The sequence below is a fragment of the Acidovorax sp. GW458-11-26-14-TSB4 genome, from assembly GCF_059423865.1.
Genome location: NZ_JBWKYR010000003.1, coordinates 21,452 through 46,360 on the forward strand (window position 1 = coordinate 21,452; position 24,909 = coordinate 46,360).

23 protein-coding genes are annotated in these 24,909 nt (G+C 68.8%); 11 read left to right on the forward strand and 12 right to left on the reverse strand.

Translation table 11 applies throughout. The features are described from left to right. Positions 1-46 precede the first annotated feature (46 nt). Positions 47-2,449 carry a penicillin-binding protein 1A gene (locus AC07X5_RS08665; protein ID WP_494769795.1) on the forward strand — a complete coding sequence of 801 codons (2,403 nt, stop codon included), beginning with the start codon at positions 47-49 and terminating at the stop codon, positions 2,447-2,449. Between the two features lie 10 nt (positions 2,450-2,459). Here AC07X5_RS08665 and AC07X5_RS08670 read toward each other — a convergent pair whose 3' ends face one another. The 3 genes from AC07X5_RS08670 to AC07X5_RS08680 form a co-directional block, all read right to left on the reverse strand. Next, complete coding sequence (locus AC07X5_RS08670) at positions 2,460-2,654, reverse strand: DUF1737 domain-containing protein (protein ID WP_409956424.1); 195 nt, start codon at positions 2,652-2,654, stop codon at positions 2,460-2,462. Positions 2,655-2,679: 25 nt separating this feature from the next. Then, positions 2,680-3,231, reverse strand: coding sequence for an NUDIX hydrolase (locus AC07X5_RS08675; RefSeq protein WP_494769796.1), 552 nt, complete (start codon positions 3,229-3,231; stop codon positions 2,680-2,682). Positions 3,232-3,330: 99 nt separating this feature from the next. After that, a complete protein-coding gene (locus tag AC07X5_RS08680; RefSeq protein ID WP_471638587.1) occupies positions 3,331-4,026 on the reverse strand; it encodes a fumarylacetoacetate hydrolase family protein in 696 nt (231 codons plus the stop codon). Positions 4,027-4,184: 158 nt separating this feature from the next. On the opposite strand from AC07X5_RS08680, the gene AC07X5_RS08685 reads away from it, so the two are divergent. Both AC07X5_RS08685 and pgeF read left to right on the forward strand, forming a co-directional pair. Beyond that, the gene (locus AC07X5_RS08685) at positions 4,185-4,643 is read left to right on the forward strand and encodes a MarR family winged helix-turn-helix transcriptional regulator (RefSeq protein WP_494769797.1); all 459 of its coding nucleotides are present in this window, start codon (positions 4,185-4,187) and stop codon (positions 4,641-4,643) included. A 9-nt stretch (positions 4,644-4,652) separates the two neighbouring features. Beyond that, complete coding sequence (gene pgeF / locus AC07X5_RS08690; RefSeq protein WP_494769798.1) at positions 4,653-5,465, forward strand: peptidoglycan editing factor PgeF; 813 nt, start codon at positions 4,653-4,655, stop codon at positions 5,463-5,465. On the opposite strand, the gene AC07X5_RS08695 is transcribed toward pgeF, so the two are convergent. Continuing rightward, the gene (locus tag AC07X5_RS08695) at positions 5,385-5,699 is read right to left on the reverse strand and encodes a hypothetical protein (RefSeq protein ID WP_494769799.1); all 315 of its coding nucleotides are present in this window, start codon (positions 5,697-5,699) and stop codon (positions 5,385-5,387) included. The two genes, pgeF and AC07X5_RS08695, sit on opposite strands and share 81 nt — an antisense overlap. Positions 5,700-5,786: 87 nt before the next feature. Between AC07X5_RS08695 and AC07X5_RS08700 the strand changes: the two genes are divergently transcribed. Then, positions 5,787-7,493: a PHA/PHB synthase family protein gene (locus tag AC07X5_RS08700; RefSeq protein WP_494769800.1), complete on the forward strand. Its 1,707-nt coding sequence runs from the start codon at positions 5,787-5,789 to the stop codon at positions 7,491-7,493. Positions 7,494-7,552: 59 nt separating this feature from the next. Beyond that, on the forward strand, positions 7,553-8,731 hold the full coding sequence (locus AC07X5_RS08705; protein WP_409960922.1) for an acetyl-CoA C-acetyltransferase: 1,179 nt from the start codon (positions 7,553-7,555) through the stop codon (positions 8,729-8,731). A gap of 69 nt (positions 8,732-8,800) precedes the next feature. Here AC07X5_RS08705 and AC07X5_RS08710 read toward each other — a convergent pair whose 3' ends face one another. Next, positions 8,801-9,154 (reverse strand): DOPA 4,5-dioxygenase family protein, encoded by a 354-nt coding sequence (locus tag AC07X5_RS08710; protein WP_494769801.1) that lies wholly within the window; start codon positions 9,152-9,154, stop codon positions 8,801-8,803. A 248-nt stretch (positions 9,155-9,402) separates the two neighbouring features. Here AC07X5_RS08710 and AC07X5_RS08715 point away from each other — a divergent pair, with 248 nt between their 5' ends. Next, positions 9,403-9,882 (forward strand): hypothetical protein, encoded by a 480-nt coding sequence (locus AC07X5_RS08715; RefSeq protein ID WP_494769802.1) that lies wholly within the window; start codon positions 9,403-9,405, stop codon positions 9,880-9,882. 62 nt (positions 9,883-9,944) lie between these two features. On the opposite strand, the gene AC07X5_RS08720 is transcribed toward AC07X5_RS08715, so the two are convergent. Then, complete coding sequence (locus tag AC07X5_RS08720; RefSeq protein ID WP_494769803.1) at positions 9,945-11,285, reverse strand: lytic murein transglycosylase; 1,341 nt, start codon at positions 11,283-11,285, stop codon at positions 9,945-9,947. Between the two features lie 66 nt (positions 11,286-11,351). Here AC07X5_RS08720 and sbcB point away from each other — a divergent pair, with 66 nt between their 5' ends. From sbcB to AC07X5_RS08735, 3 genes are all read left to right on the forward strand, one after another. After that, positions 11,352-12,791, forward strand: coding sequence for an exodeoxyribonuclease I (gene sbcB / locus AC07X5_RS08725; protein ID WP_494769804.1), 1,440 nt, complete (start codon positions 11,352-11,354; stop codon positions 12,789-12,791). Positions 12,792-12,820: 29 nt separating this feature from the next. Continuing rightward, complete coding sequence (locus AC07X5_RS08730; RefSeq protein WP_494769805.1) at positions 12,821-14,071, forward strand: cystathionine gamma-synthase family protein; 1,251 nt, start codon at positions 12,821-12,823, stop codon at positions 14,069-14,071. A gap of 107 nt (positions 14,072-14,178) precedes the next feature. After that, positions 14,179-16,059, forward strand: a complete 1,881-nt coding sequence (locus AC07X5_RS08735) for a sigma-54-dependent Fis family transcriptional regulator (protein ID WP_494769806.1) — start codon at positions 14,179-14,181, stop codon at positions 16,057-16,059. A gap of 12 nt (positions 16,060-16,071) precedes the next feature. On the opposite strand, the gene AC07X5_RS08740 is transcribed toward AC07X5_RS08735, so the two are convergent. From AC07X5_RS08740 to adh, 3 genes are all read right to left on the reverse strand, one after another. After that, positions 16,072-16,869 (reverse strand): isocitrate lyase/PEP mutase family protein, encoded by a 798-nt coding sequence (locus AC07X5_RS08740; RefSeq protein WP_494769807.1) that lies wholly within the window; start codon positions 16,867-16,869, stop codon positions 16,072-16,074. A 114-nt stretch (positions 16,870-16,983) separates the two neighbouring features. After that, positions 16,984-17,379, reverse strand: coding sequence for a DUF779 domain-containing protein (locus tag AC07X5_RS08745; protein ID WP_494769808.1), 396 nt, complete (start codon positions 17,377-17,379; stop codon positions 16,984-16,986). Between the two features lie 8 nt (positions 17,380-17,387). Further along, the gene (gene adh, locus AC07X5_RS08750; protein ID WP_494769809.1) at positions 17,388-18,908 is read right to left on the reverse strand and encodes an aldehyde dehydrogenase; all 1,521 of its coding nucleotides are present in this window, start codon (positions 18,906-18,908) and stop codon (positions 17,388-17,390) included. 355 nt (positions 18,909-19,263) lie between these two features. On the opposite strand from adh, the gene AC07X5_RS08755 reads away from it, so the two are divergent. Further along, entirely contained in the window at positions 19,264-20,604 is a 1,341-nt protein-coding gene (locus AC07X5_RS08755; protein ID WP_494769810.1) for a protein kinase domain-containing protein, read from the forward strand. Positions 20,605-20,782: 178 nt separating this feature from the next. On the opposite strand, the gene AC07X5_RS08760 is transcribed toward AC07X5_RS08755, so the two are convergent. Next, entirely contained in the window at positions 20,783-21,961 is a 1,179-nt protein-coding gene (locus AC07X5_RS08760; protein ID WP_494769811.1) for an MATE family efflux transporter, read from the reverse strand. Positions 21,962-21,963: 2 nt separating this feature from the next. Then, positions 21,964-22,413, reverse strand: coding sequence for a VOC family protein (locus AC07X5_RS08765; RefSeq protein WP_494769812.1), 450 nt, complete (start codon positions 22,411-22,413; stop codon positions 21,964-21,966). Positions 22,414-22,493: 80 nt separating this feature from the next. Between AC07X5_RS08765 and AC07X5_RS08770 the strand changes: the two genes are divergently transcribed. Beyond that, positions 22,494-23,123 (forward strand): TetR/AcrR family transcriptional regulator, encoded by a 630-nt coding sequence (locus AC07X5_RS08770; RefSeq protein ID WP_494769813.1) that lies wholly within the window; start codon positions 22,494-22,496, stop codon positions 23,121-23,123. On the opposite strand, the gene AC07X5_RS08775 is transcribed toward AC07X5_RS08770, so the two are convergent. Then, on the reverse strand, positions 23,120-24,691 hold the full coding sequence (locus tag AC07X5_RS08775) for an EAL domain-containing protein (protein ID WP_494769814.1): 1,572 nt from the start codon (positions 24,689-24,691) through the stop codon (positions 23,120-23,122). The two genes, AC07X5_RS08770 and AC07X5_RS08775, sit on opposite strands and share 4 nt — an antisense overlap. Positions 24,692-24,909: the final 218 nt, after the last annotated feature.

Below are 24,909 nucleotides of genomic sequence, written 5' to 3' on the forward strand. Positions count from 1 at the left end.
CCCTGTCCCTGATTTCCCGACCGGATGCCCCCGAGGGGCTTGCCTGATGCCTCCCTTCCTCTCCTCCCTGGCCACCCGCCTGGGCGCCAGCTTCGGCCGCGCGCTGGCCTACGTGCGGGGCTCACGGCGCCGCACCTGGCTGTTTGCCGTCCTGGTCTTGCCGGCCGCCCTGGTGCTCTACACCCTGGCGCTGATCCCGTTCACCCCCTCCATCAGCGACATCACCAAGGCCAAGACCGAGCGGCCTGCGCAGCTGATCTCGGCCGACGGCAAGGTGCTGTCCGAGTACCGCTGGGCCAACCGCGAATGGGTGGCCCTGGACCGCGTGGCGCCGCATGTGGTCAATGCCCTCATCGCCACCGAGGACCACCGCTTCTACGAGCACTGGGGCATGGACTGGCGGCGCACCTTCTCGTCCGTGCTGCATACCTTGCGCGGCGACCCGCAAGGTGGCTCCACCATCACGCAGCAGCTGGCGCGCAACCTGTTCCCTGAAGAGATCGGGCGCTCGCGCACCATCACGCGCAAGCTCAAGGAGGCGATCACCGCGATCAAGATCGAGATGGCCTACTCCAAGGACGAGATCCTGGAGACGTATCTCAACACCGTGCCCTTCCTGTACAACGCCTTCGGCATCGAGATGGCGGCGCGCACCTACTTCGACAAGTCGGCCGACAAGCTCAACCTGCTCGAGAGCGCCACGCTGATCGGCATGCTCAAGGGCACGGCCTACTACAACCCGGTGATGAACCCCGAGCGCGCACAGGCCCGGCGCAACACCGTGCTGGCGCAGATGGTCAAGCGCGACAAGCTCGACAAGGCCCAGTTCGACACCCTGCAAAAGCGCCCGCTGCGCCTGGACTTCGAGCGCCAGACCGAGGCCACGGGCCTGGCCCCGCACTTTGCCCAGCAGCTGCGCAAGACCCTGATCGCCTGGGCCGACGCCAACGGCTACGACCTGCATGCGGACGGCCTGCAGGTGCACACCACCATCGACTCGCGCCTGCAGGCCATGGCCAACCAGGCCGTGGCCAAGCAGGGCCGGCAGTTGCAGGGCATTGCCGACACGGCCTGGGCCCAGCGCAGCGCCTGGAACCCGCAGTCCGACCTGGTGCAGGACTTCGTGCGCGACACCTCCGAGTACCGCACGGCGGTGGAGCAGGGCGCCACGGCCGACGAGGCGATGAAGAGCCTGCTGGGCGACACCGCCTTCATGCGCACCCTGCGCCAGAACAAGACGCGCGTGCAGGCCGGCTTCATGGCCATGGACCCGGTCACCGGCAAGGTGCTGGCCTGGGTGGGCAGCCGCGACTTCGGCCAGGACCCTTTCGACCACGTGCAGCAGGCGCGGCGCCAGCCGGGCTCCACCTTCAAGCCCTTCGTCTATGGCGCGGCCTTCGAGCAGGGCGCGCTGCCCAGCGACACGTTGATGGACGAGGCCGTGGAGATCCCCCTGGGCGGCGGCCAGGTCTGGCGCCCCACCGATGGCGGCCCGCCCAGCGACGAGCCCATGACCCTGGCCGACGGCCTGGCCCTGTCCAAGAACACCATCACCGCCCAACTCATGCACAAGGTGGGCCCGGCCCACGTGGCCGAGCTGGCCCGTGCCATGGGCGTGCGCGAAAGCAAGCTGGAGCTGGTGCCTTCGCTGGCCCTGGGCACCAGCCCGGTCACGCTGCGCGAGATGGTCACGGCCTACGGCACCATCGCCAATGCCGGGCGCTATGTGTCGCCAGTGCTCATCACCCGCATCGAGGACCGCAATGGCAAGCTGCTGCAGACCTTCACCCCGCCCGCAGCCGAGAGGGTGCTGCCCACGGGCCCGGCCCAGACGCTGCGCGCGGCCATGCGCGGCGTGATCGACAAGGGCACGGGCCGCGCCATCCGCTCGCGCTACGGCATCACCGGCGATGTGGCGGGAAAGACCGGCACCACGCAGGACAACACCGACGGCTGGTTCATCCTCATGCACCCGCGCGTGGTGGCCGGTGCCTGGGTGGGCTTCAACGACGGCCGCGTGACGCTGCGCAGCGACTACTGGGGCCAGGGCGCCCACAGCGCGCTGCCCATGGTGGGCGACTTCGTGCAGCAGGCCTTCCGCTCGCAGGTGCTCGATGGCAAGGACCGCTTCATCGACGAGGAAGACACCAGTGCCGCAGGCAATGCCATGGCCGGCATGCGCAACTGGGTGATGGAGCTGTTCGGCCGCGACGCGCCGGGCCAGCCTGGGCAGCCGCCCGCCGGGGGCTCCTACCCGCCGCCGCTGCCTCCGGGAACGCTGCCCCCCGTCATCCGAGAGCCGGACCCGTCCGATGCACCACCGCAGCGCGGTCCCACGCCGCCGGCCGAACAGATGGTGCTGCCGCCGATGCCGCCCGCCATGCCCCCGCCGGGGAGCGTGCCGGCGCCCGGCAGCGCGCAGATCCCCGGGGCGGAAGTGCCGCCCTGACAGGGCCGGGCTAGTGCCGGTGGGCCCCGGGCCAGACGATGGCCTGCGCCACGATCACGCGCTCGCCGTTGAAGGTCGCGGCCGGCGAGCCGTACAGTTCATAGCCTGGGGCCTCGCTCACACGCTTGCAGAAGGCCGCGTCGTCGGGGCCGGTCAGCAGGCGGTAGGTGGGCAGGTTGTCGGGTGGGGTGGTGCAGGTGGTCATGGCATGGCTGCCGGCGTTGGGCCGGCTACTCGATGTCGATGCAGTGCAGTCCGAAGCTGCCGGCCTTGCGGTCCGTGAAATAGCACTCCAGCGTTTCCTTCACGGTGCGGAAGGCGATCTCGTCCCAGGGGATCTCGGCCTCGGTGAACAGCCGCGCCTCGATGGTTTCGTGGCCGGGGTTGAACTCTTCGCTCTGCAGGGTGGCGCGGTAGAAGAAGTGCACCTGGCCGACGCGGCGCACATTGAGCAGGCTGAACAGCGGGCCCATCTCGATCTGTGCGCCGGCCTCCTCGTCGGTCTCGCGCGCGGCGCCCTGCGACGTGGTCTCTTCCAGCTCCATGAAGCCCGCGGGCAGGGTCCACTTGCCCCAGCGTGGTTCGATGTTGCGCTTGCACAGCAGCACCCGGCCATCGGGCAGCGCCGGCACCGTGCCCACCACGTTGAGCGGGTTCTCGTAGTGCACCGTGTTGCAGGCCGGGCACACGGCGCGCTGCTTGGTGTCGCCGTCGTCGGGCAGGCGGTACACCACGGCGGTGCCGCAGGCGCGGCAGTGTCGGATCGGGCTGCGGAAGGTCATGCGGATAATGGCGTGGAGCTGCCGGACGGAACTCGTGCCCGCAGCTATGAAAATGATAGTGTACCGCCCGCTGCGACGGGCCGTGGCGGGCGGTCTGGTTTACACCACCTTCAACTTCAGCCCCGTGAGGCCGTCCACGCCGCCTTCGAGCGTATCGCCGCGCACCACGGCACCCACGCCTTCGGGGGTGCCGGTGTAGATCAGGTCGCCGGGTTGCAGCTCCCAGGCGGCCGACAGGTGCTCGATGGTCTCGGCGATGTTCCAGATCAGCTGGGCCACGGTGCTGCGCTGCTTGTCAGTGCCATTGACCTGCAGCCAGATGCCGGCCTGGGCCACGTCGCCAGCCTGGGCGGCGGGTGTGATGGGACCGATGGGGGCGCTGGCGTCGAAGCCCTTGCCGATGCACCAAGGGCGGCCCTGTTTCTTCATGTCGTTCTGCAGGTCGCGGCGCGTCATGTCCAGGCCCGTGGCGTAGCCGTAGATGTGCGAGAACGCATCGGCGGCCTTGATGTCCTTGCCGCCCTTGCCGATGGCCACCACCAGCTCGATCTCGTGGTGCAGGTTGGCCGTGAGGCTGGGGTAGGGCAACTCGCCCGTCTGGCCGGCATCGACGACCACGATGGCGTCCGCAGGCTTCATGAAGAAGAAGGGCGGCTCGCGGCCGGTGAAGCCCATTTCCTTGGCGTGCTCTTCGTAGTTGCGGCCCACGCAGTAGATGCGGTGCACGGGAAAGCGGTCGCTGCTGCCCACCACGGGGACGCTGGCCACCGGAGCGGGAGAAAACACATAGCTCATGTTCGTTCTGCCTTTCGGGGAATGTTGGGGAGGTTGCCGTGAAGCCAACTTGTGCGTCATCGTACCTGTTGGCAGTGTGCCACGCTCCCGTGGGACCTGCCCGCCAGCCCCGCAAAACCGTGCTTTGGCGGCTGCGGATGGGCGCTACACTCGCGCCCATGGCAGCAAAGAGCTTCGATTTCCAAAACACGCCGGGCCACCTGGTGCGCCGCGCGCACCAGCGGACCGTGGCGATTTTCATGGAAGAGACGGCCGGGTTCGACGTGACCCCGGTGCAGTTCGCCATCCTGCACGAGCTGCTGGCCCAGCCGGGTGAGGACCAGGTCACCCTGGCTTCGCGCGTGGCCTTCGATGCCGCCACCTCGGGCTCGGTCATCGGCCGGCTCGAAAAGCGCGGCTGGGTGCGCCGTGAGGCCGACACCCGCGACCGGCGCCGCAAGCTGCTGTGGATCACCCCCGAGGGCGAGACCGCCGCGCTGCAGATGCGCGACGCCGCCCAGCGCGTGCAGGAGCGCCTGATGGGCCCCCTGAATGCCGAGGAGCGCACCGCCCTGATGACCCTGCTGACCAAGGTCGTCTACCACCACAAGGACCCCGCAGGTACGTCCGGCGCCTGATTGCTCCCCATGGATGCTTCGATGCCGGCCGACTGGCTGGTTCCTGACTGGCCTGCGCCGCCCGGCGTGCATGCGCTGTGCACCACGCGCGCGGGCGGTGTGAGCGCCGCGCCCTATGACCGCATGAACCTGGGCGCCCACGTCGGTGACGACGTGGCTGCCGTGCAGGCCAACCGGCAGGTGTTGCAGGCGGTCCTACAGACCAGCACTGCGAATGCGCGCGCCGTCTTCCTGAACCAGGTGCATGGTACGGACGTGGCGGCCATCGACCTCGCTACGCCCGACGCCACCTCAGCCGATGCCTGCCTGGCCACCGCGTCGGGGGCCGTGTGCACCATCATGGTGGCCGACTGTCTGCCGGTGTTGTTTGCCCACCGCGGTGGCAGCGTGGTGGCGGCCGCCCACGCGGGCTGGCGCGGCTTGGCGGGAGAGGCGGGAGAGGCGGGGCAGGGCGTGCTCGAATCCACGGTGCTGCGCCTGGCCGCCCAGGGCGCGGTTGCCGCCGAGGTCATGGCCTGGCTGGGCCCCTGCATCGGGCCCACGGCCTTCGAGGTGGGGCCCGAGGTGCGCGCCGCCTTCTGCGGCCATGACCCGGCTGCCGAGCGCTGTTTCGTGCCCCAGGCCGGAGGCAAATACCTCGCCGACCTGGCGGGCCTGGCCCGGCTGCGCCTGGCGGCGCTGGGCATCACTGCGGTCTTCGGCAATGACGGCACGGCGCCCTGGTGCACCGTGGGCAATGCCTCACGGTTCTTTTCGCACCGGCGCGACACCGCCGCCCTCGGTGGCAGCGGGCGTTTCGCTGCCTGCATCTGGCGGGGTTGATGGTTTCAGCGCCGCCTGCTCGGCATCCCAGGCCGCCTGCTCGGCCTGCTCACGCTGGCGGATGGCCCGCTTGCGCGAGGGGGTGCCCAGGATGTAGACCAGGATCCCCATGGGCAGCAGCCCATAGAGCACGAAGGTGATGATGGCCCCGAGCACCGTGCCCGTGGTGTTGGTGGCTTCGGCCACGGCCATCATGAGGGTGACGTACAGCCAGGCGATGACGATCAGGTACATTGTCTTTGCGGGTTGCCAGTCCCTGCGGGGTGGGCAACAATGGGCTTACCGAGATGCCGGAACACCATGACAGGGATAGGAGACGGGATGAGTTCAGAATCGATCTGGGACCAGAGCGCCCAGCAGTTCCAGCAGATTTTCGGTCAAGGTTGGGCGCAGGCCGTCCAATCCTTCCAGAAAATGGAGCTGGGTGCCACCCCGGGGGTGGCCGCGGCCGCACCCGTGCAATTGTCGCCTGCCAAGCTGCAGGCGCTGCAGCAGCAATACCTGGAGGAAGCCAAGGCCTTGTGGGCCCAGAGCCTGCAGGGCAAATCCGAGGTCAAGGACAAGCGCTTTGCCGGCGAGGGCTGGGCCAGCAACCCGGTGGCCGCCTTCTCGGCCGCCGCCTACCTGCTCAATGCCCGCACCCTGATGGCGCTGGCCGACGCCGTGGAGGCCGACGAGAAGACCCGCGCGCGCATCCGTTTCGGCGTGGAGCAGTGGATGGCGGCCATGGCGCCCAGCAACTTCCTGGCCTTCAATGCCGAGGCGCAGAAGAAGGCCATCGAGACCAAGGGCGAGAGCATCGCCAAGGGCATGCAGAACCTGCTGCACGACCTGAAGCAGGGCCATGTCTCGATGACCGACGAAAGCCTGTTCGAGGTGGGCCGCAACGTGGCCACCACCGAGGGCGCCGTGGTGTTCGAGAATGAGCTGTTCCAGCTGCTCGAATACAAGCCCCTCACGGCCAAGGTCTATGAGCGCCCCTTCCTGCTGGTGCCGCCGTGCATCAACAAGTTCTACATCCTGGACCTGCAGCCCGACAACTCGCTGATCCGCTATGCCGTGAGCGAGGGCCACCGCACCTTTGTGGTGAGCTGGCGCAACCCCGACGACAGCCTGGCGAAGAAGACCTGGGACAACTACGTCGAAGACGGCGCCATCGCCGCCATCGATGTGGTGCAGGCCATCACCGGTGCCGACCAGATCAATGCCCTGGGCTTCTGCGTGGGCGGCACCATCCTGTCCAATGCGCTCACCGTGCTGGCTGCGCGCGGCCAGGAGCCCGTGGCCAGCGCCACCTTTCTGACCACGCTGATCGACTTCACCGACACCGGCATCCTGGACGTCTTCATCGACGAGGGCTTCGTGAAGTACCGCGAGATGGAGATGGGCAGCGGCGGCCTCATGAAGGGGCAGGACCTGGCCTCCACCTTCAGCTTCCTGCGCCCCAATGACCTGGTGTGGAATTACGTGGTGGGCAACTACCTCAAGGGCGAGACGCCGCCGCCATTCGACCTGCTGTACTGGAACAGCGACAGCACCAACCTGCCCGGGCCGTTCTACGCCTGGTACCTGCGCAACTTCTACCTTGAGAACAACCTCGTCAAGCCCGGCAAGCTCACCGTCTGCGGCGAGAAGATGGACCTCGGCCAGCTCACGCTGCCCACCTACATCTACGGTTCGCGCGAGGACCACATCGTGCCTGCCACGGCGGCCTATGCCTCGACCCAGGTGCTGCCGGGCAAGAAGCGCTTCGTGATGGGGGCCTCGGGCCATATCGCGGGCGTCATCAACCCGCCTGCCAAGGGCAAGCGCAGCCACTGGATCCGTGCCGACGGCAAGTTCCCCGGCACGCTCGACCAATGGCTGCAGGGCGCCACCGAACACCCCGGCAGCTGGTGGACCGACTGGTCTGCCTGGCTCAAGGGCCACGCCGGCAAGCAGGTCGCCGCGCCCAAGGGCTATGGCAAGGGCACGAAGTTCAAGGCCATCGAGCCGGCACCGGGGCGCTATGTCCAGCAAAAGGCCTGACCGGCTGACCTGAGACAATCCAACCCCAGACATCCACCTCCAGAAAAGAAGGACATTCCATGGAAGACATCGTCATTGTTTCGGCCACCCGCACCGCGGTGGGCAAGTTTGGCGGCGCACTGGCAAAGGTGCCCGCGACCGAGCTGGGCTCGATCGTTATCCGCGAAGCCATCACGCGCGCCGGCCTGTCGGCCGGCCAGGTGGGTGAGGTCATCATGGGCCAGGTGCTGACGGCCGGCGTGGGCCAGAACCCCGCGCGCCAGGCCTCCATGAAGGCAGGATTGGCGCAAGAAACGCCTGCGCTCACCATCAACGCCGTCTGCGGCTCGGGCCTCAAGGCCGTGATGCTGGCGGCGCAGGCCGTGGCCTGGGGCGACAGCGAGATCGTCGTGGCCGGCGGCCAGGAAAGCATGAGCCTGGCACCCCATGTGCTGCCCGGCTCGCGCGACGGCCAGCGCATGGGCGACTGGAAGCTCGTGGACACCATGATCGTCGACGGCCTGTGGGACGTGTACAACCAGTACCACATGGGCATCACCGCAGAGAACGTGGCCAAGCAGTACGGCATCACGCGCGAGCAGCAGGACGCCCTGGCCCTGAACAGCCAGCTCAAGGCCGCCGCCGCGCAGGACGCCGGCAAGTTCGCCTACGAGATCGTGGACGTGGCCCTGGCGCAGAAGAAGGGCGACCCGATCTTCTTCAATACCGACGAGTACCTCAACCGCAAGACCAATGCCGAAGCCCTGGCCGGCCTGCGCCCCGCCTTCGACAAGGCCGGCAGCGTGACGGCGGGCAATGCCTCGGGCCTGAACGACGGCGCCGCCGCCGTGGTGGTGATGAGCGCCAAGAAGGCCGCGGCCCTGGGCCTCAAGCCCCTGGCGCGCATCGCCTCCTTCGGCACCACCGGCCTGGACCCTGCCACCATGGGCATGGGCCCGGTGTCGGCCACGCGCAAGGCCCTGCAGCGCGCCGGCTGGAACGCCGCCGACGTGGACCTGTTCGAGCTGAACGAAGCCTTCGCCGCCCAGGCCTGCGCCGTGAACAAGGAGCTGGAGATCGATCCGGCCAAGGTCAACGTCAACGGTGGCGCCATCGCCATCGGCCACCCCATCGGTGCATCGGGCTGCCGCATCCTGGTGACCCTGCTGCACGAAATGCAGCGCCGCGACGCCAAGAAGGGCGTGGCCGCGCTGTGCATCGGTGGCGGCATGGGCGTGTCGCTGACTGTGGAACGCTGAGCGCTCTCCCGCTGCGCGCAGCAAGCAAAAGGCCCACCGCGCGCGGTGGGCTTTTTTTCGCCTCCAGATTCAGCCCGGGAATCCTTCCAGCCTCAGGGTGTGCGAGTGTCCGAGCCATACCGCGCAGTCGCGGTGGTCGCGCAGGCCATCGCCGGTGTTGGGGTGGGCGAACACGTCGAGTGCACCGTGGTTGAGCGCCAGCCAGCCCATCACGTGGGTGAACTCGGCCGGGCCGAAGGCGAGCTGGTAGCTCCACATCGGGTGCGGGCCCACCGGCCGCTCATGGAAGCGGCCGATCTCCACCCGGCCCGCCAGTTCGCGCGCAATGGTCTCGCGCAGTGCCCAGGCCGGGTTGCGGCTCTCGGCGTCGAAGTAGACATGGGCGTGCCAGTCGCGGATCAGGGCAGGGTCGAGCAAGGGCATGGGCAGCAGGGCAGGCGAGGCGGGGCGAAGGCGGCATGTTATGGCCTGGCGGGCGACCACGCAGGGTGTGCCAGCGCAAGCCCCCACGGGCCGGGCTGGCTGGCGAGAGTGTCTGGTTTGCGCATCACCCTGGTGCAGGGGGTGGCCCCTGGGGCCCGCCAGCCCTTGGCGCGGCGTGGAGTGCGCGCTACATTGGGCGATTCGCCCGCGCCTGCGCGGGCCCCTTTCTTCCCGGGGGCATCGACACCATGGCACCGACCCGATTCGCCGCATCCCTTTTGCTCGCCTCGGCCCTGGCGGGCGCAGCGCATGCGAGCCCGGCCGAATGCAGCTCGGGTGCCCGCTACACGGCTGCGCAGGCCGAGATCGATGCCGCGCTCAAGACCGTCGGTGAGGGGCCGCAGCGCAACCGGGCGCGCCTCGAATCGCAGCTCAAGGCCAGCGCGGGCACGCGCGGCTGGTCCCAGGAGCAGCAGGCCGAGATGCTGCGCAAAGCCTACAGCTCCGCCGGCTACCGGGAGCTGGAACAACAGAAGCAGCCCCACGTGTCCACGCTCATGCAGGCCGTGACGGCCAGTTCCGGCCCCGACCCGCGCGTCTCCAAATGCACCGCCGCCAGGCAGGTGAAGGCCAGCGCCTGGGCCGTGGCCGACATCCACAGCCGCCAGTACGCCCATGTGGCGCGCGAAGTGGGGGTCAGCCAGACGATCCAGGCCAAGGCGCGCTGAGCCTCGGCCGCGCGGCGGACCGGGCAGCCTTCCGGGGCGCTTGGGACAAATCCCATCGTGGGTCAGGGCGCCGCAAGCCGCTGCAGCAGCTCGGTGGTCGGGTAGCCATCGGCCACCATCCCCACGCTCTGCTGGTACTGGCGCAGCCCGGCGCGGGTGGCCGGGCCCATCACGCCGTCAGGGGTGCCGGCGTTGAAGCCGCGCTGGTTGAGCTGCTCCTGCATCTGCTGCAGCTGGCTGCGCGACAGGGGCGCCAGGTCGCGCGGCCAGGCGGCCACCACGCCGGTGCCGCCCTCGATCTGGCGCGCCAGCAGGCCCACGGCCAGCGCATAGCTCACCGAGTTGTTGTAGCGCAGGATGGTGCGGAAGTTCTGCCCCACGAGGAAGGCCGGGCCGCGCGCGCCCGCTGGTGTGGCGATGGAGGCTGCGTCCAGCGCGGGCAGGGCCTGGCCGTCCACACCCTGCACGCCCTCTGCAGCCCACTGCGCAGCCGTCTGGCGCACGTTCTGTTCGGCGCGGGCGTAGTCGAAGCCCGGCGGCAGCCGCACCTCCACGCCCCAGGGCTGGCCGGCCTGCCAGCCCATGCGCGCGAGGAAGTTGGCGGTGGAGGCTGCCACGTCGGGAATGCTGCCCCAGATGTCGCGGTGGCCATCGCCATCGGCATCCACCGCATAGGCCAGGAAGACCGAGGGCAGGAACTGGGTGTTGCCCATGGCGCCGGCCCAGGAGCCGACCATGCGCTCGTCGCTGATGTCGCCCTGGTCCAGGATGCGCAGGGCCGCCAGCAGCTCGCTGCGCGCCCAGGCCGCGCGTCGGCCCTCGAAGCCCAGGGTGGCCAATGCATCCACAGCGCGGAAGTTGCCGAAGTTGCTGCCGTAGTTGCTCTCCACGCCCCAGATGGCCGTGATGATGGAGGCCGGCACGCCGTAGCGCGTGGCCGCGGCGTCGATGGCCGCCTGGTGCTCGGCCCGCTTGGCCTGGCCCTGGGCGATGCGCTGGGCCGACACGGCGCTGTCCAGGTAGGCCCAGGGTGTGCGGTTGAATTCGGGCTGGGCACGGTCAAGCTCGATCACGCGCGGCTGCAACTGGGCACGGCCCAGCGCCTGCTGCACGGTCGCCGGCCGGATGCCGGCGGCCAGGGCCTCGCGCGAGAAGGCGTCTATCCATGCGGCAAAGCCGGCCTGCTCGGCATCGGGCTGGGCCGGTGCTGGCGGCGTGGAGACGGGTGCCGGGGCGGCTGCTGCAGGGCGGGGCAGTGGGGCAGGGGTCTGGGGTGCAGGGGTAGGTGAGGTGGCGCAGCCCGCCAGCGCCAGGGCGCTTGCCAGGGCCAGGGCTGTCAGTGCGCCACGGGGTTGGACAGCGGAAAAATGCGAAACCAAGGGAAATGAAAGCGTTCTGAGCATTCCCCATTGTCCCGTGCCCGGCATACTTGCGCCTTCTGGTGTTTCTGACCGTAGCAATTTCCTTTCATGCATACCTTTCTCTGGCACGACTACGAAACCTTCGGGGCCAACACGCGCCGCGACCGTCCTGCACAGTTCGCGGCCATCCGCACCGATGCCGAGCTCAACGAGATCGGCGAGCCGCTGAACATCTTCTGCCAGCCCGCGAACGACTACCTGCCCGACCCGGTGTCGTGCCTCATCACCGGCATCACGCCGCAGCAGTGCCTGGAGCAGGGCATGCCAGAGCATGCCTTTGCCGCCCGCATCGAGGCCGAGCTGGCCCGGCCCGGCACCATCGGCGTGGGCTACAACACCATCCGCTTCGACGACGAGATCACGCGCTTCATGTTCTGGCGCAACCTCATCGACCCGTATGCACGCGAATGGCAGAACCAGTGCGGCCGCTGGGACCTGCTGGACGTGGTGCGCATGACCTATGCGCTGCGCCCTGACGGCATCACCTGGCCCAGGAAGGAAGACGGCTCGCCCAGCTTCAAGCTCGAAGACCTGTCCAAGGCCAATGGCCTGCTGCACGAGGCCGCGCACGATGCCCTGTCGGACGTGCGCGCCACCATCGCGCTGGCGCGCCTGATCCGCCAGCACAATACCAAGCTGTTCGACTTCGCGCTCAGCCTGCACAAGAAGGACCGCGTGGCGGCCGAGCTGCGCCTGCCGGCCACGTCCGTCACGGCCAAGCCGTTCTTGCACGTGTCGGGCATGTTCCCGGTGGAGCGTGGCTGCCTGGCCGTGATGTGGCCGCTGGCCAGCCACCCGACCAACAAGAACGAGCTGATCGCCTGGGACCTGGCGCACGACCCGACGCCGCTGGCCAGCATGGGGGTGGAGGAGATCCGCCTGCGCATGTTCTCGCGCGCGGCCGACCTGCCCGAGGGCGTGACACGCCTGCCCATCAAGACCATCCACCTGAACAAGTCGCCCATGGTGGTGGGCAATGTGAACACCCTCACGCCCGAGCGCGCGCGCCACTGGAAGATGGACCTGGCCCAGGCCGCCCAGCATGCCGAGATCGCGCGCGTGCTGCCGGACATGAGCGGTATCTGGCCTGCGGTGTTCGCACGGCCCGAAGAGGAGCGGCCCGATGTGGACCAGGACCTGTACGGCGGTTTCGTGGGCAATGGAGACCGGCGCCAGCTCACCGACATGCGCGCCATGAGCGGCGAGAAGCTGGCGCGCACGCGCCTGTCTTTCGACGACCCGCGTTTGAAGGAGCTGGTCTGGCGCTACCGCGCGCGCAACTTCCCCGACACGCTCACGCCCGAGGAACACGAGCGCTGGGAGGCGCACCGGGCCGCCTGCCTGTTCGATGGCGCGGGCGGCGCGCGCACGGTGGAGCAGCTGTTCACCGAGATCGACAATCTCTCGGAAACCGCCGATGACGACCGCACCCAGGACATCCTCGGCGCCCTGTACGATTACGCCGAGCAGATAGCGCCCGAGCGCTGAGCAATTTCTTTTCCAAGTCCGCATTTCCCATGAGCAGCAGCAACGACAAGCCGTCCCACCAGTTCACCACCCAGATCGTGCATGCCGACCGCATGGCCGGCGCCGAATACGGCGCGGTGCACCAGCCCATCCACACCTCGGTGCAGTACGGCTACGAGAAGGTGGAGGACCTGATCGGCGTGTTCCAGGGCACGCTCAAGGGCGGCTTCAACTACGCGCGCCAGGGCACGCCCACCACGGCGGCGCTGGAGTCCAAGGTCACGCAGATGGAGCGCGGCCAGGGCACCATCGTGTTTTCCACCGGCATGGCGGCCGTCTGCGCGGTGTTCCTTACCCTGCTCAAGGCGGGCGACCACCTGCTGGCCAGCCAATTCGTCTTCGGCAACACCAACAGCGTGTTCGGCACCCTGGCCGACCTGGGTGTGGAGGTGACCGTGGTGGACGTGACCGATGCCGCCCAGGTGGCGGCTGCCGTGCGCCCCAACACGCGCATGGTGTTCGTGGAGACCATCGCCAACCCCGGCACGCAGATCCCCGACCTCGAAGCCATCGGCATCCTGTGCAAGGAGCGCGGCCTGCTCTACGTGGTGGACAACACCGTGGCCTCGCCCTACCTGTTCCGCCCCATGACCGTGGGCGCGGGCCTGGTCATCAACTCGCTGACCAAGAGCATCGGCGGCCTGGGCGATGCGCTGGGCGGCGCGGTCACCGACACCGGCCTGTTCGACTGGAGCAGCTACCCCAACATCTTCGCCCCCTACCGCAAGGGCGACGCCAAGGGCTGGGGCCTGCAGCAGATCCGCAAGAAGGGCCTGCGCGACATGGGCGGCATGCTGTCGTCCCAGGCCGCGCACCAGTTGGCGCTGGGTGCCGAGACCCTGGCCCTGCGCATGGACCGCACCAGCACCACGGCCCTGGCCCTGGCCCGGTGGCTGGAGCAGCACCCCGCGATTGCACGCGTGCACTACCCCATGCTCGAATCCCATCCGCAGCACGCCATCGCGCGCAAGCACTTCAAGGCCGGTTCATGGCTGCTGGCCTTCGAGCTGCGCGATGCCGGGCAATGCCTGGCTTTTTGCAACCGCTTGCAACTGCCGATCAAGGCCACGGGCCTGGCCGACACGCGCACGCTGATCATCCCCGTGGCGCACACCATCTTCTGGGAGGCGGGCCCGGCAGTGCGCGCCAACATGGGCATTGGCGACGGCATGATCCGCCTGTCGCTGGGGCTCGAAGAGTTCGAGGACCTGCAGGCGGATTTCGCCCAGGCACTGGGTTAAAGCCCCCGGTGCCGGCTTGCCGGTGCAAGCTGGCGTAAGGCCGACATGCTAAGGTTTCCTCAAACGCCGGGCAGCGCTGACTGCTACGGTCGCAAGGAGACAAACCCATGCACCTGGAGCAAGCCGCCCTGGCGGCACCGCAGGACCTGATACCGCGTGCCCACGCGCGCTCGGCCGCGTACGGCCTGCGCGCGCAGGACGTGCTGGATGCCATGCCCCTGGCCCGTGCCGACCTGCAGTGCACGCTGCAGCGCAACCGGTTGCTGGCCGACCATGCGTTGCCCGTGATGGAGACGCTCTACCACCAGATCGCCGGCACCCACAGCATGGTGCTGCTCACCGACCCCGAAGGCGTGATCCTGCACGCCCTGGGCGACGATGATTTCGTCGCCCGTGCCGACCGCGTGGCCCTGCGCCCCGGCGGCGTGTGGACCGAGGAGCGCAAGGGCACCAACGCCATCGGCACCGCGCTGGCCCTGGGCCAGGCCGTGCAGGTGCATGCCGGCCAGCACTACCTGCGCGCCAACCAGTTCCTCACCTGCTCGTGCGTGCCCATCCTCGATCCGCAGGGCCGGGCGCTGGGCGCGCTGGACGTGAGCGGCGACCACCGCAGCCAGAGCAAGCACACCATGGCGCTGGTGCGCATGTCGGCCCAGATGGTGGAAAACCACCTCTGGAACCAGGTGCACGAGGATGCGGTGCGCCTGCACTTCCACGCCCGCCCTGAATTCCTGGGTACGCTGGTCGAGGGGCTGGCTGCCTTCACCCCCGATGGGCGCTTTCTTTCGGCCAACCGCAGCGGCCAGTTCCAGCTGGGGCTGTCGCACAGCGCGCTGCAGGCCCACACCTTCGGTTCGCTGTTCGGGGTGGACCTGGGGCAGGTGCTCGACCAGTACCGCAAGGCGCCGGGCGCGTTGCTCACGCTGCGCCTGCCCGGCGGCGTGACGGTGATGGCCCGGCCCGAGCACCGGCCGCAGGCAGAGCGGCTGTGGATTTCCAGCCCCGCAACCCCCGTTCGGGCGCCGGCCCGGTCGCCCGCCCTGTCGGGCCTGCGCTATCTGAACACCGGCGACCCCGCGCTGGCCCTTGCCATCGACCGCGTCACCAAGCTGCTGGGCCGAGGCATCGCCACCTTGATCCAGGGCGAGACCGGCACCGGCAAGGAGCTGCTGGCCCGTGCCATCCACCACGATGGGCCACGCCGCCAGGCGCCGTTCGTGGCGGTGAACTGCGCGTCCATCCCCGAGTCGCTGATCGAGTCGGAGCTGTTCGGCTACGAGGAGGGCGCCTTCACCGGCGCACGGCGCAAGGGCAGCCCCGGCAAGATCGTGCAGGCCCATGGCGGCACGCTGTTTCTCGACGAGATCGGCGACATGCCGCTGGCGCTGCAGGCGCGCCTGCTGCGTGTGTTGCAGGAGCGCAGCGTGGCCCCGCTGGGCGGCACGCGCCAGGTCGAGGTGGACATCCACGTGGTCTGCGCCACCCACCGCAACCTGCGCGCGATGATGGCCGAGGGCAGCTTCCGAAGGGACCTGTACTACCGCCTGAACGGCCTGGTGGTGCGCCTGCCCGCGCTGCGTGAGCGCAGCGACCTGGCGGCCATCGTGCAGCGCATTTTGCAGTCGGGCACCGAGTCCGCCGCGCCGCCGCTGCCCGTGTGCCCCGAGGTCATGGCCCTGTTCGCGCGCTGCGCCTGGCCCGGCAACCTGCGCCAGTTGACCAATGTGCTGCGCACCGCGGCGCTGATGGCCGAGGGCGACACGGCCATCCGGCGCGAACACCTGCCCGAGGATTTTCTGGAGGAATGCGAAGAGGCTGTTTCACCAGCGGTGGCGGCCGCACCCACCACGCAGCCCCTGCAGGCCATCACCGCGGCGGCCATCGCGCAGGCCCTGGTCGCGCAAGGCGGCAATGTCTCTGCCGTGGCGCGTGCGCTGGGCGTGTCGCGCAATACCGTGTACCGGCACCTGCGCGCCCAGGTCGCGTGACCACCGTCCAGGTCAGCTGAACAGGCCCTGCATCTGCCCATAGGGGATTTGCCCCTGCAGCTTGTCCGATTCGCCCCCTTGCAGGAAATCCGTCGCCAGCTTCGCGGCATGGCCCCACAGCACCTGCGGGATGCCGGAGCCCGCGCTGAGCCGCTTCACGCCCAGGGCCTGCAGTTGCGTGGCGTTGGCCAGGCCACCCCAGGCCATCAGGTTCAGCGGCAGGTCCACACCGGCCACGACGGCCTGGATCTGCGCCGCATCGGTCAGCCCGGGCACGAACAGGCCATCGACGCCGGCGCTGCGGTACAGCGTGCCGCGTGTGATCGCTTCGTCAACCTGGCTGCCTTCATCCACCAGCCGTGCCAGCACGACGTCGGTGCGCGCGTTGACGAACAGGTCCAGCCCATCCTTGGCCAGCCGCTCCCGGATCGCCTCGGCCTTGCGCGCCAGCAGCTCGGGGGGCTTGCGTCCGTCTTCGAGGTTGATGCCGGCAACGCCTAGCTCGGCCAGCCGCGCAGCCAGGTCGGCGACCTGCGCCGGGTCGTCCGAATAACCGTCTTCCATGTCCACCGACAGGGGCACCTTGAGCACCCGCACCAGGTTCTTGACATACGCCAGCACCACCTCGACGGGCATCGCGTAACCATCGGGATAGCCCTGGGACCAGGCCACGCCGGCACTGGTGGTGGCGATGGCCGTGGCACCCAGGCTCTCGAAGAGCCGGGCGCTGGCGGCGTCCCAGGCATTGGGCAGGCGCAGCAGGGTGGCGTTGGCGTGCAGCGCACGGAAGGTGGTGGCGGATGCGGTCATGGGGTCTCCTCCGGAGGGTTTTTGCGTGAGCATACCGCTGGTGGACTTCGAAGGCATGGCCAGGAGCTGAACGACGCCCGCCTGGGTCGCCGGGGATCTCAGGCGGGCGTTCCGTCAGGCCACCGGGTGCAGCCTCAGCAGCTCCGATTCTCCTTCGCTGAACGGCCGCGAGCGGATCAGAAAGCGCAGGCCCGTGGGCCGCTCCAGCGAGAACATGCCGCCCCCGCCGGGCACCACGTCCACGGTGATCTGGGTGTGCTCCCACACCGCAAACTGCGGGCGGCTCATGTAGAAGGGCTCGCCGCCGATGTGGCCGAGCAGCACGTCCGAATCGCCCACCTGGAACTCGCCGCGCGCGAAGCACATGGGGGCGCTGCCATCGCAGCAGCCGCCCGACTGGTGGAACATCAGCGGGCCGTGCTGGGCATGGAGTTGTGCGATCAACGCCAGCGCTGCGGGCGTGGCGTTGACGCGTTCCGGTGCGGCCAGTGCCGTGCCCGTGGTGCTCATGGCCGCGATCAGAAGAAGCCCAGGGGCGCTTGCGTGTAGCTCACCAGCAGGTTCTTGGTCTGCTGGTAGTGGTCCAGCATCATCTTGTGGTTCTCGCGGCCGATGCCCGACTGCTTGTAGCCGCCGAAGGCCGCATGCGCCGGGTACTGGTGGTAGCAGTTGGTCCACACGCGCCCGGCCTGGATGCCCCGGCCCATGCGGAAGGCGCGGTTGCCGTCGCGGCTCCAGACGCCAGCGCCCAGGCCGTACAGCGTGTCGTTGGCGATCTCCAGGGCTTCTTCCTCGGTCTTGAAGGTCGTGACCGACAGCACGGGGCCGAAGATCTCCTCCTGGAAGATGCGCATCTTGTTGTGGCCCTTGAAGACGGTGGGCTTGATGTAGTAGCCGCCGGCCAGATCGCCTGCGAGGTGGTTGCGCTCGCCGCCGATCAGGCACTGGGCGCCTTCCTGCTTGCCCAGGTCCAGGTACGAGAGGATCTTTTCGAGCTGCTCCTGCGAGGCCTGCGCGCCGATCATGGTGGCCTTGTCGAGCGGGTGGCCCTGCTTGATGGCGGCCACGCGCTTCAATGCGCGCTCCATGAAGCGCTCGTAGATCGATTCCTGGACCAGCGCACGGCTCGGGCAGGTGCAGACCTCGCCCTGGTTCAGCGCGAACATGGCAAAGCCTTCGAGCGCCTTGTCGAAGAAGCCGTCGTCGGCGTCCATCACGTCCTCGAAGAACACGTTGGGGCTCTTGCCGCCCAGCTCCAGCGTCACCGGGATGATGTTCTGGCTGGCGTACTGCATGATCAGCCGGCCCGTGGTCGTTTCGCCCGTGAAGGCGATCTTGGCGATGCGCGGGCTGCTGGCCAGGGGCTTGCCGGCCTCCAGGCCGAAGCCGTTGACGACATTGAGCACGCCGGGCGGCAGCAGGTCGGCCACGATCTCCAGCAGCACCAGGATGGAGGCGGGCGTCTGCTCGGCGGGTTTCAAGACCACGCAGTTGCCGGCGGCCAGGGCCGGGGCCAGCTTCCACACCGCCATCAGGATCGGGAAGTTCCAGGGAATGATCTGCCCGACCACGCCCAGGGGCTCGTGGAAGTGGTAGGCCATGGTGTCGTGGTCGATCTCGCTGATGCCACCTTCCTGCGCGCGGATGCAGCCCGCGAAGTAGCGGAAGTGGTCGATGGCCAGCGGGATGTCGGCCGCCATGGTCTCGCGCAGCGGCTTGCCGTTGTCGATGGTCTCGGCCACGGCGATGGTCAAGAGGTTGGCCTCCATGCGGTCGGCGATTTTCAGCAGGATGTTGGCCCGGTCCGTGGTCGAGGTCTTGCCCCAGGCGGTCTTGGCCTGGTGCGCGGCGTCCAGCGCGGCGTTGATGTCCTTGTCGTTGGAGCGCGGGATGGCGGTGAACACCTGGCCGTTGATGGGCGAGCTGTTCTCGAAATACTGTCCGTCGATGGGGGCCACCCACTGGCCGCCGATGTAGTTGCCGTACTGCTTCTTGTAAGGGTTGGCGATGCCGAGGCTCGCGATTTCTGCCATGTTCATGCGTTTGTCTCCTGCGGTGGTTGGGTTGTGCCAGGCAACGTTGGTGGGCCTGCACCCGGTGATGGGCGCAATGCCCGTGCCAGCGGCGTGCAGGGCAGGGCGCCAGGCCGGCAAAGGCGTGCAAACCCAATGCCTACGCGGCCTGGGCGCCCATCGGCTGGTATGAACCGGCAGCAGTTCGCTGGCCGTGCACCTGTGCCATGGCACACCCGTTGTTTCAAAACGGAACAGCGCAGTTGGCACAGCACCGCACACATGGCAGCCGCCAGCGTGCAAAAAGCCCGGTTACGGCGCGCGGGGCGTGGTTGCAGGCCGCGGCTTTTGCCACAATGAGACCATCGCCACCCGGATGCCCATGACCGCCACGCCCACCCTCATCCCCCCGACCATCGGCAAGTACCGCATCGAGCGCGAGCTCGGGCGCGGCGCCAGCGGCATCGTCTACCTGGGGCTCGACGGGTTCCGCGGCAAGCGCGTGGCCATCAAGCAGATGCACGCCCATCTGCTGGCCCAGCCCGACCAGGCCGAGCGCTACCGGCGCCTGCTGCGCAACGAGGCGGCCATGTCCGGCCGGCTCAAGCACCCCCACATCGTGCGCCTGCTCGACGCCGACGAGGACGCCGCCCAGCCCTACCTGGTGCTCGAATACGTGGACGGCCAGCCCCTGGCGGCCCATGCCCGGGCCGACGCGCTGCTGCCCGTGCCCCAGGTGCTGGACATCGCCTTCAAGTGCTGCAATGCGCTCGAATACGCCTACCGCGAAGGCCTGGTGCACCGCGACATCAAGCCCGCCAACCTGATGCTGGCCGCCAATGGCGACGTCAAGCTCACCGACTTCGGCGCCGCGCTGTCGCTGCGCAGCGATGCCACGCAGCTCTCGGGCATTGTGGGATCGCCCTCCTACATGTCACCCGAGCAGGTGCGCGAGGAGGACCTCACGCACCACAGCGACATGTTCTCGCTGGCCATCGTGGTGTACGAGCTGCTCACCGGCCGCCGCCCCTTCGACGGCGAGACCGATTTCGCCACGCTCTACAAGATCAGCCACGAAGAGCCCACACCGCCCAGCCTGCTGCGCGTGTCACTGCCCGGGCATGTGGATGCGGTGCTGCTGCGCGCCCTGTCCAAGAAGCCGGCCGACCGCTTTGCCACCTGGGGCGACTTTGCCCAGGCCCTGCTCGACGCCCACCGCGAGCTGCCGCGCCAGCGCTCGCAGGACACCGAGGCCGAGCGCTTCGGCCGCCTGCGCGAACTGCCCTTCTTTGCCGACTTCCACGACGTGGCGCTGTGGGAGCTGATGCGCCTGGGCAACTGGCGCCGGCTGGAGCAGGGCACGGTGCTCATGCGCGAGGGCCAGCCCGGCGACTCGTTCTGCATCCTCATCGAGGGCCAGGTGACCGTGAGCCGCCAGGGCTGGACGCTGAGCACCCTGGGCCCGGGCGTCACCCTGGGCGAGATGACCTACCTGCGCCCCGACAACCGCCTGCGCACCGCCACCGCCGTGGCCGAGACCGAGGTGCTGGTGCTCAAGGTTCGCAACCCTGCGCTGCGCGAGGCGTCCGAAGACCTGCAGTCGCGTTTCGACAAGGCCTTCATCAAGCTGCTGGTGGGCCGGCTCGTCGCCGCCAACGAGCAGATCGCCGAATGGGACATGGTGGCCGGCCAGGTGTTCACGCCGGACGACGAGCAGGGCTAGCCGTCTCCTGGAAACCCCGCAGCACCCACCTCAGCCTTGCGTGGAAGGCCGCAGCCAGCACTGCGCTGAGCAGGGCCGCCGCCAGCCAGCCACCCCAGGCGCCCCAGCCCAGGGCCGGCACGCCGGCGCCCAACGCATCGAGTGACAACCATGCCGCCAGCGGCACGAACAGCAGCAGCTAGCACACGGTGTTGACGGTACTGGCCCAGCGCACATCGCCCAGGCCGCGCAGCGCAAAGGCACTGCCCAGGTTGATGGCATCGAGCACCTGGCAGGCGGCCACCAGCCCGAGCAGCGAGGTGGCCAGGGCCAGCGCGGCCTGGCCGCGGGCCCCGGCATCGCTGCCCAGCAGCGCCGCCAGCAGGGGCGGGCCGGCGAGCACCATGGCGGCGCCCACCAGGGCCATCCAGCCCGCCATCAGCCATAGGCTGGCGTGCACCAGGGGCGCTATCTGGTGGCGCTGGCCCGCTCCCATGGCATGGCCCACCAGCGTGGCACTGCCCGTGGCCAGGCCCAGCGCGGGCCAGAATGCCAGGCCGGTGAGCGAGAGCAGCAGCAGGGTGGCCGCCCCCTCGGCGGGGCCGATGTGCGACATCATGAGCTGGAACAGCGCCATCGCCAGCACATCGGCCGCAGCGGCCACGCCGATGGGCAGGCCAATGCGCCACAGCTCCACGGTGCGGGCCCGCAGGGAGCCGAGGGAGGATTTCCAGCCCGCGCGGGGAACCATGCCCAGCCCTACCGCCACACCGACCAGATTGGCCAGTGTGGACGCATGGGCCGAGCCTGCGAGGCCCAGGCCCACGTCGAAGATCAGCCATTGGTTGAGCGGTACATTGGCCATGGCCGCCGCGAGGTTGGCTCCCAGGCTGGCCCGCGTGCGGCCCAGGCCGGCCAGGTAGCTCGACACTGCGAACAGCAGCACCACCGATACCCCGCCCGCCATGCGCGGCTGCCAGTACTGCACGGCCTGCGCCGTGGACTCAGCGGGCAACTGCCACAGTGCAAACAGCCAGGGCCCGGCCCATGTCAGCCCCAGGAAGCAGGGCAGGGTGAGCGCGGCGGCCAGCAGGCCCGCGGGCAGGTAGGCCCTTGCCACCTGTGCCTGGCCGGCACCCACGGCCTGGGCCACCGGCACCTGCACGGCAAAGGCCACGCCGCCCAGGCCCACGAAGACCGCCAGGTTCAGGAAGGTCTGCGCGCCCAGTCCGGCCAGGGCATCGGCCGAGATGCGGCCGGCAAACCAGGTATCCGTCACGCCGACCACGGCCTGCAGCGAGTAGGTGGCGATCAGCGGCCAGGAAATGGCCAGCAGGGCGCGCACGGGGCCCCGGGTGGTGCTGCTTGCTTCAGCCATGGTCAGCCAGCCATGTACGGGTCCCAGAAGCCCTCGGCGGGCTCGGCCTGTTCCACGATGTCGAGCACCAGGCCCGACGGGTCGCGCACCTGGAAGCGCACCTGGCCCCAGGGCTCGTGCTGCACGGCGTAGGCGATCTCCACACCGGCTGCGCGCAGGCGGGCTTCCTCGCGGCGGGCATCCTGAACTTGCAGGGTCAGCAGCAGGCCCTGGCCGCTGAAGACCTCGGGCCCTGGCGGGCGCGAGGGATGGTCGGGCGCCATGAAGGCGATGGACGCCGCACCGCCCTCGCTGCTGGTGCGCGACAGCAGAACGAACCACGAGGCTTCGAAGACCACCTCGAAACCCAGGTGCTGCACGAAGAAGTCGCGGGAGGCCTGGGCGTTGGCGGTGGTGACCAAGGGGTAGGCACTGGTCAGTTGCGAGAGGGCGGCGGGTGAGGGTGTGGGCATGGAGGGCTCCTGTTGCATCCGATGTTGCTTGGGTACATACTGTCTGTATGTTCAATAAAATATAGATACGTACAGTCTGTATGTCAACAAGAAAATCCGTTTCCAGCGTCCCTGCGGGCAACCGGCGGCTGGAGCAGGGCGCCCAGTCACGCACCCGCCTGATTGCAGCGGCACGCGCGCTGTTCGAGCAGGATGGCTATGCCGCCACCTCCACCGAGGCGCTGCTGGTGGCCACGGGCCTCACGCGGGGGGCGCTGTACCACCACTTCCGCGACAAGAAGGACTTGTTCGTTGCGGTCTGCGAGGCCGTGCATGCTGAGCTCAGCGCCGCCATCGACGGGGCGACCGATGGCCAAGCCGATCCTGCGGATCAACTGATGGCGGGTGCACTGGCCTGGATCGATGCGGTGTCGCAGCCCGGCCCACGCCAGGTGCTGCTGATCGACGGCCCCTCGGTGCTGGGCGCCCAGGCCTGGGCCGAGCTCGACGGGCGCCATGGCTACCAGCAGCTGCATGCCGTGGTCGCCGAGATCCTGGCGCCCGCGGGCCTGCTGGCCCTGGAGGTGGACGCCTGCGCCTCGGGCGTGAACGGCGCCATCAACGAACTGGCGCGCTGGCTGGCACGGCATCCGGCCGATGTGCATCCTGGCGCACGCGATGCGGCCATTGCCGCGCTGCGGCGGGTGTGCGCCAGCGTGCTGCCGCCCTAGCGGCCGGCCTGGGCCTTGAGCCCCGCCAGCAGTTCGGCCAGCGGCATGGCCTTGGCAAACAGCCAGCCCTGCGCATGGCGCACGCCGCGCTCGCGCAGGAAGTCGGCCTGGAACTGGGTTTCCACGCCCTCGGCGATCAGGTCCAGCCCGAGCTTCTGCGCCATCTCGATGATGTGCGTGGTGACCGGGCTGATGGCGGCCTGCGCGCCGATGCTGGCGATGAAGATGCGGTCGATCTTGAGCGTGTCGATGTCGATGGATTCGAGCATGGACAGGCTCGAATAGCCGGTGCCGAAGTCGTCCATGGCGATGGATGCACCGATCTGCCGGCCCACCTGCAGGGCGGGCCTGGCGGCCTCGACGTCCACCAGGCCACGCTCGGTCACCTCCAGCATCAGCGCGCCCGGCGGCAGGTCCAGGGCCTCGAGGCGCTGCTGCAGGTACTGCACGGGGCCATCGGCCACCAGGTCCTGGGGCGAAAGGTTCAGGCTGACGTGAAAGCCCGGGCTGGCCTTGAGCAGATCGGGCAGGTCTTCGAGCACGCGGTCCATCACGTAGCGGGTGATGTGGGCCACCACGCCCGTGCGTTCCGCCTCGGCAATGAATTCGTCCGGGGGCACCAGTGTGCCCTTGTCCTTGCCACTCCCCAGGCGCCAGCGCAGCAACGCCTCGGCGCCGGTCCACCGGCCTGTCTGCAGGTCCACGATGGGCTGGTAGAGCACGAAGAATTCGCGCCGCCTGAGGCCCGCGCGCAGCCGCGACCGGGGCGACAGCGTCCAGCGCGTAAGCGCCGCCACCCCCAGCGCGAGGGTGGCGCTGGCAAACAGCCCCAGCGGGGCCAGCACCAGCGCCTGGGCGGCCAGGCCCTCGTAGGCCAGCGCCTTGGGGGCCGCAGCCAGGGCGGCGATGTTGTTCTCCTGGGAACTGCGAAACACGATGTGGTGTGTGTCGCTTTCCAGCAGGCTGGGCGCGGAGGCCTGGTAGAGGTCCAGCCAGGTCTCCTGCAGCGGCCCCCGGGAGCGGATCAGCGCCTTGGGCGTGATGATCGCCAGGCCCAGCGACACGTCGGCATGCAGCACCGGCATGTCGATCACAATGCCAGGGTGGATGATCACTGCGTGGCCGTTGCGCGCGTAAATGTTGAAGGGCTGCTCCGGCGCGAAGGGCAGCCGCGCCCCGATCCAGCTGGAGATGCCGGTCGAGGTGACCATCGGCTTGCCCGGGAGCGGCACCGGCCCGCTGCCCAGGGTGAGCGTGCTGCAGACCATTTGGCCGTCCACCACCGAGCCCATGCCCTGCAGGTAGAACGAGGTGCCCACCATCTGCTGCATGCGTGCCAGGCTGGCCTGGCTGCAAGGTGGGCTGGCGTCCTTGTCCAACTCGTTCAACGCCGCCACCAGTTGCTGGCGCGAGGCGATGCCGCGGCGCAGCACCTCTTCCGCCAGCGAGGTCAGGTAGGCGATCTGGTCGTCCTGGGCCTTGCGCTGGGCCAGGTAGAGGGACGCCGCGATGGGAATCAACGCCGCCAGCAGCAGGGGGACCGAGGCAACGACGTAGAAACGTTTCATGGGCGGCGGTGAGGGCAGGGGCCTTGCAATGAGGGTCGATGCTGGCGTGTTTTGGGGTGGTGGGCAATCGGCCGTACCCTGCCATCGGATGAGTCTCAGTGTCCCGAATCGGCCTCTCACCTAGGCTCGAATGTTACTACTTGTTAATGGATGGGCCTGCTCCATGCCAGGTTCGACTTCCACACCATCAGCCTCAAGAATTTGGGGTGGTGCAGGTG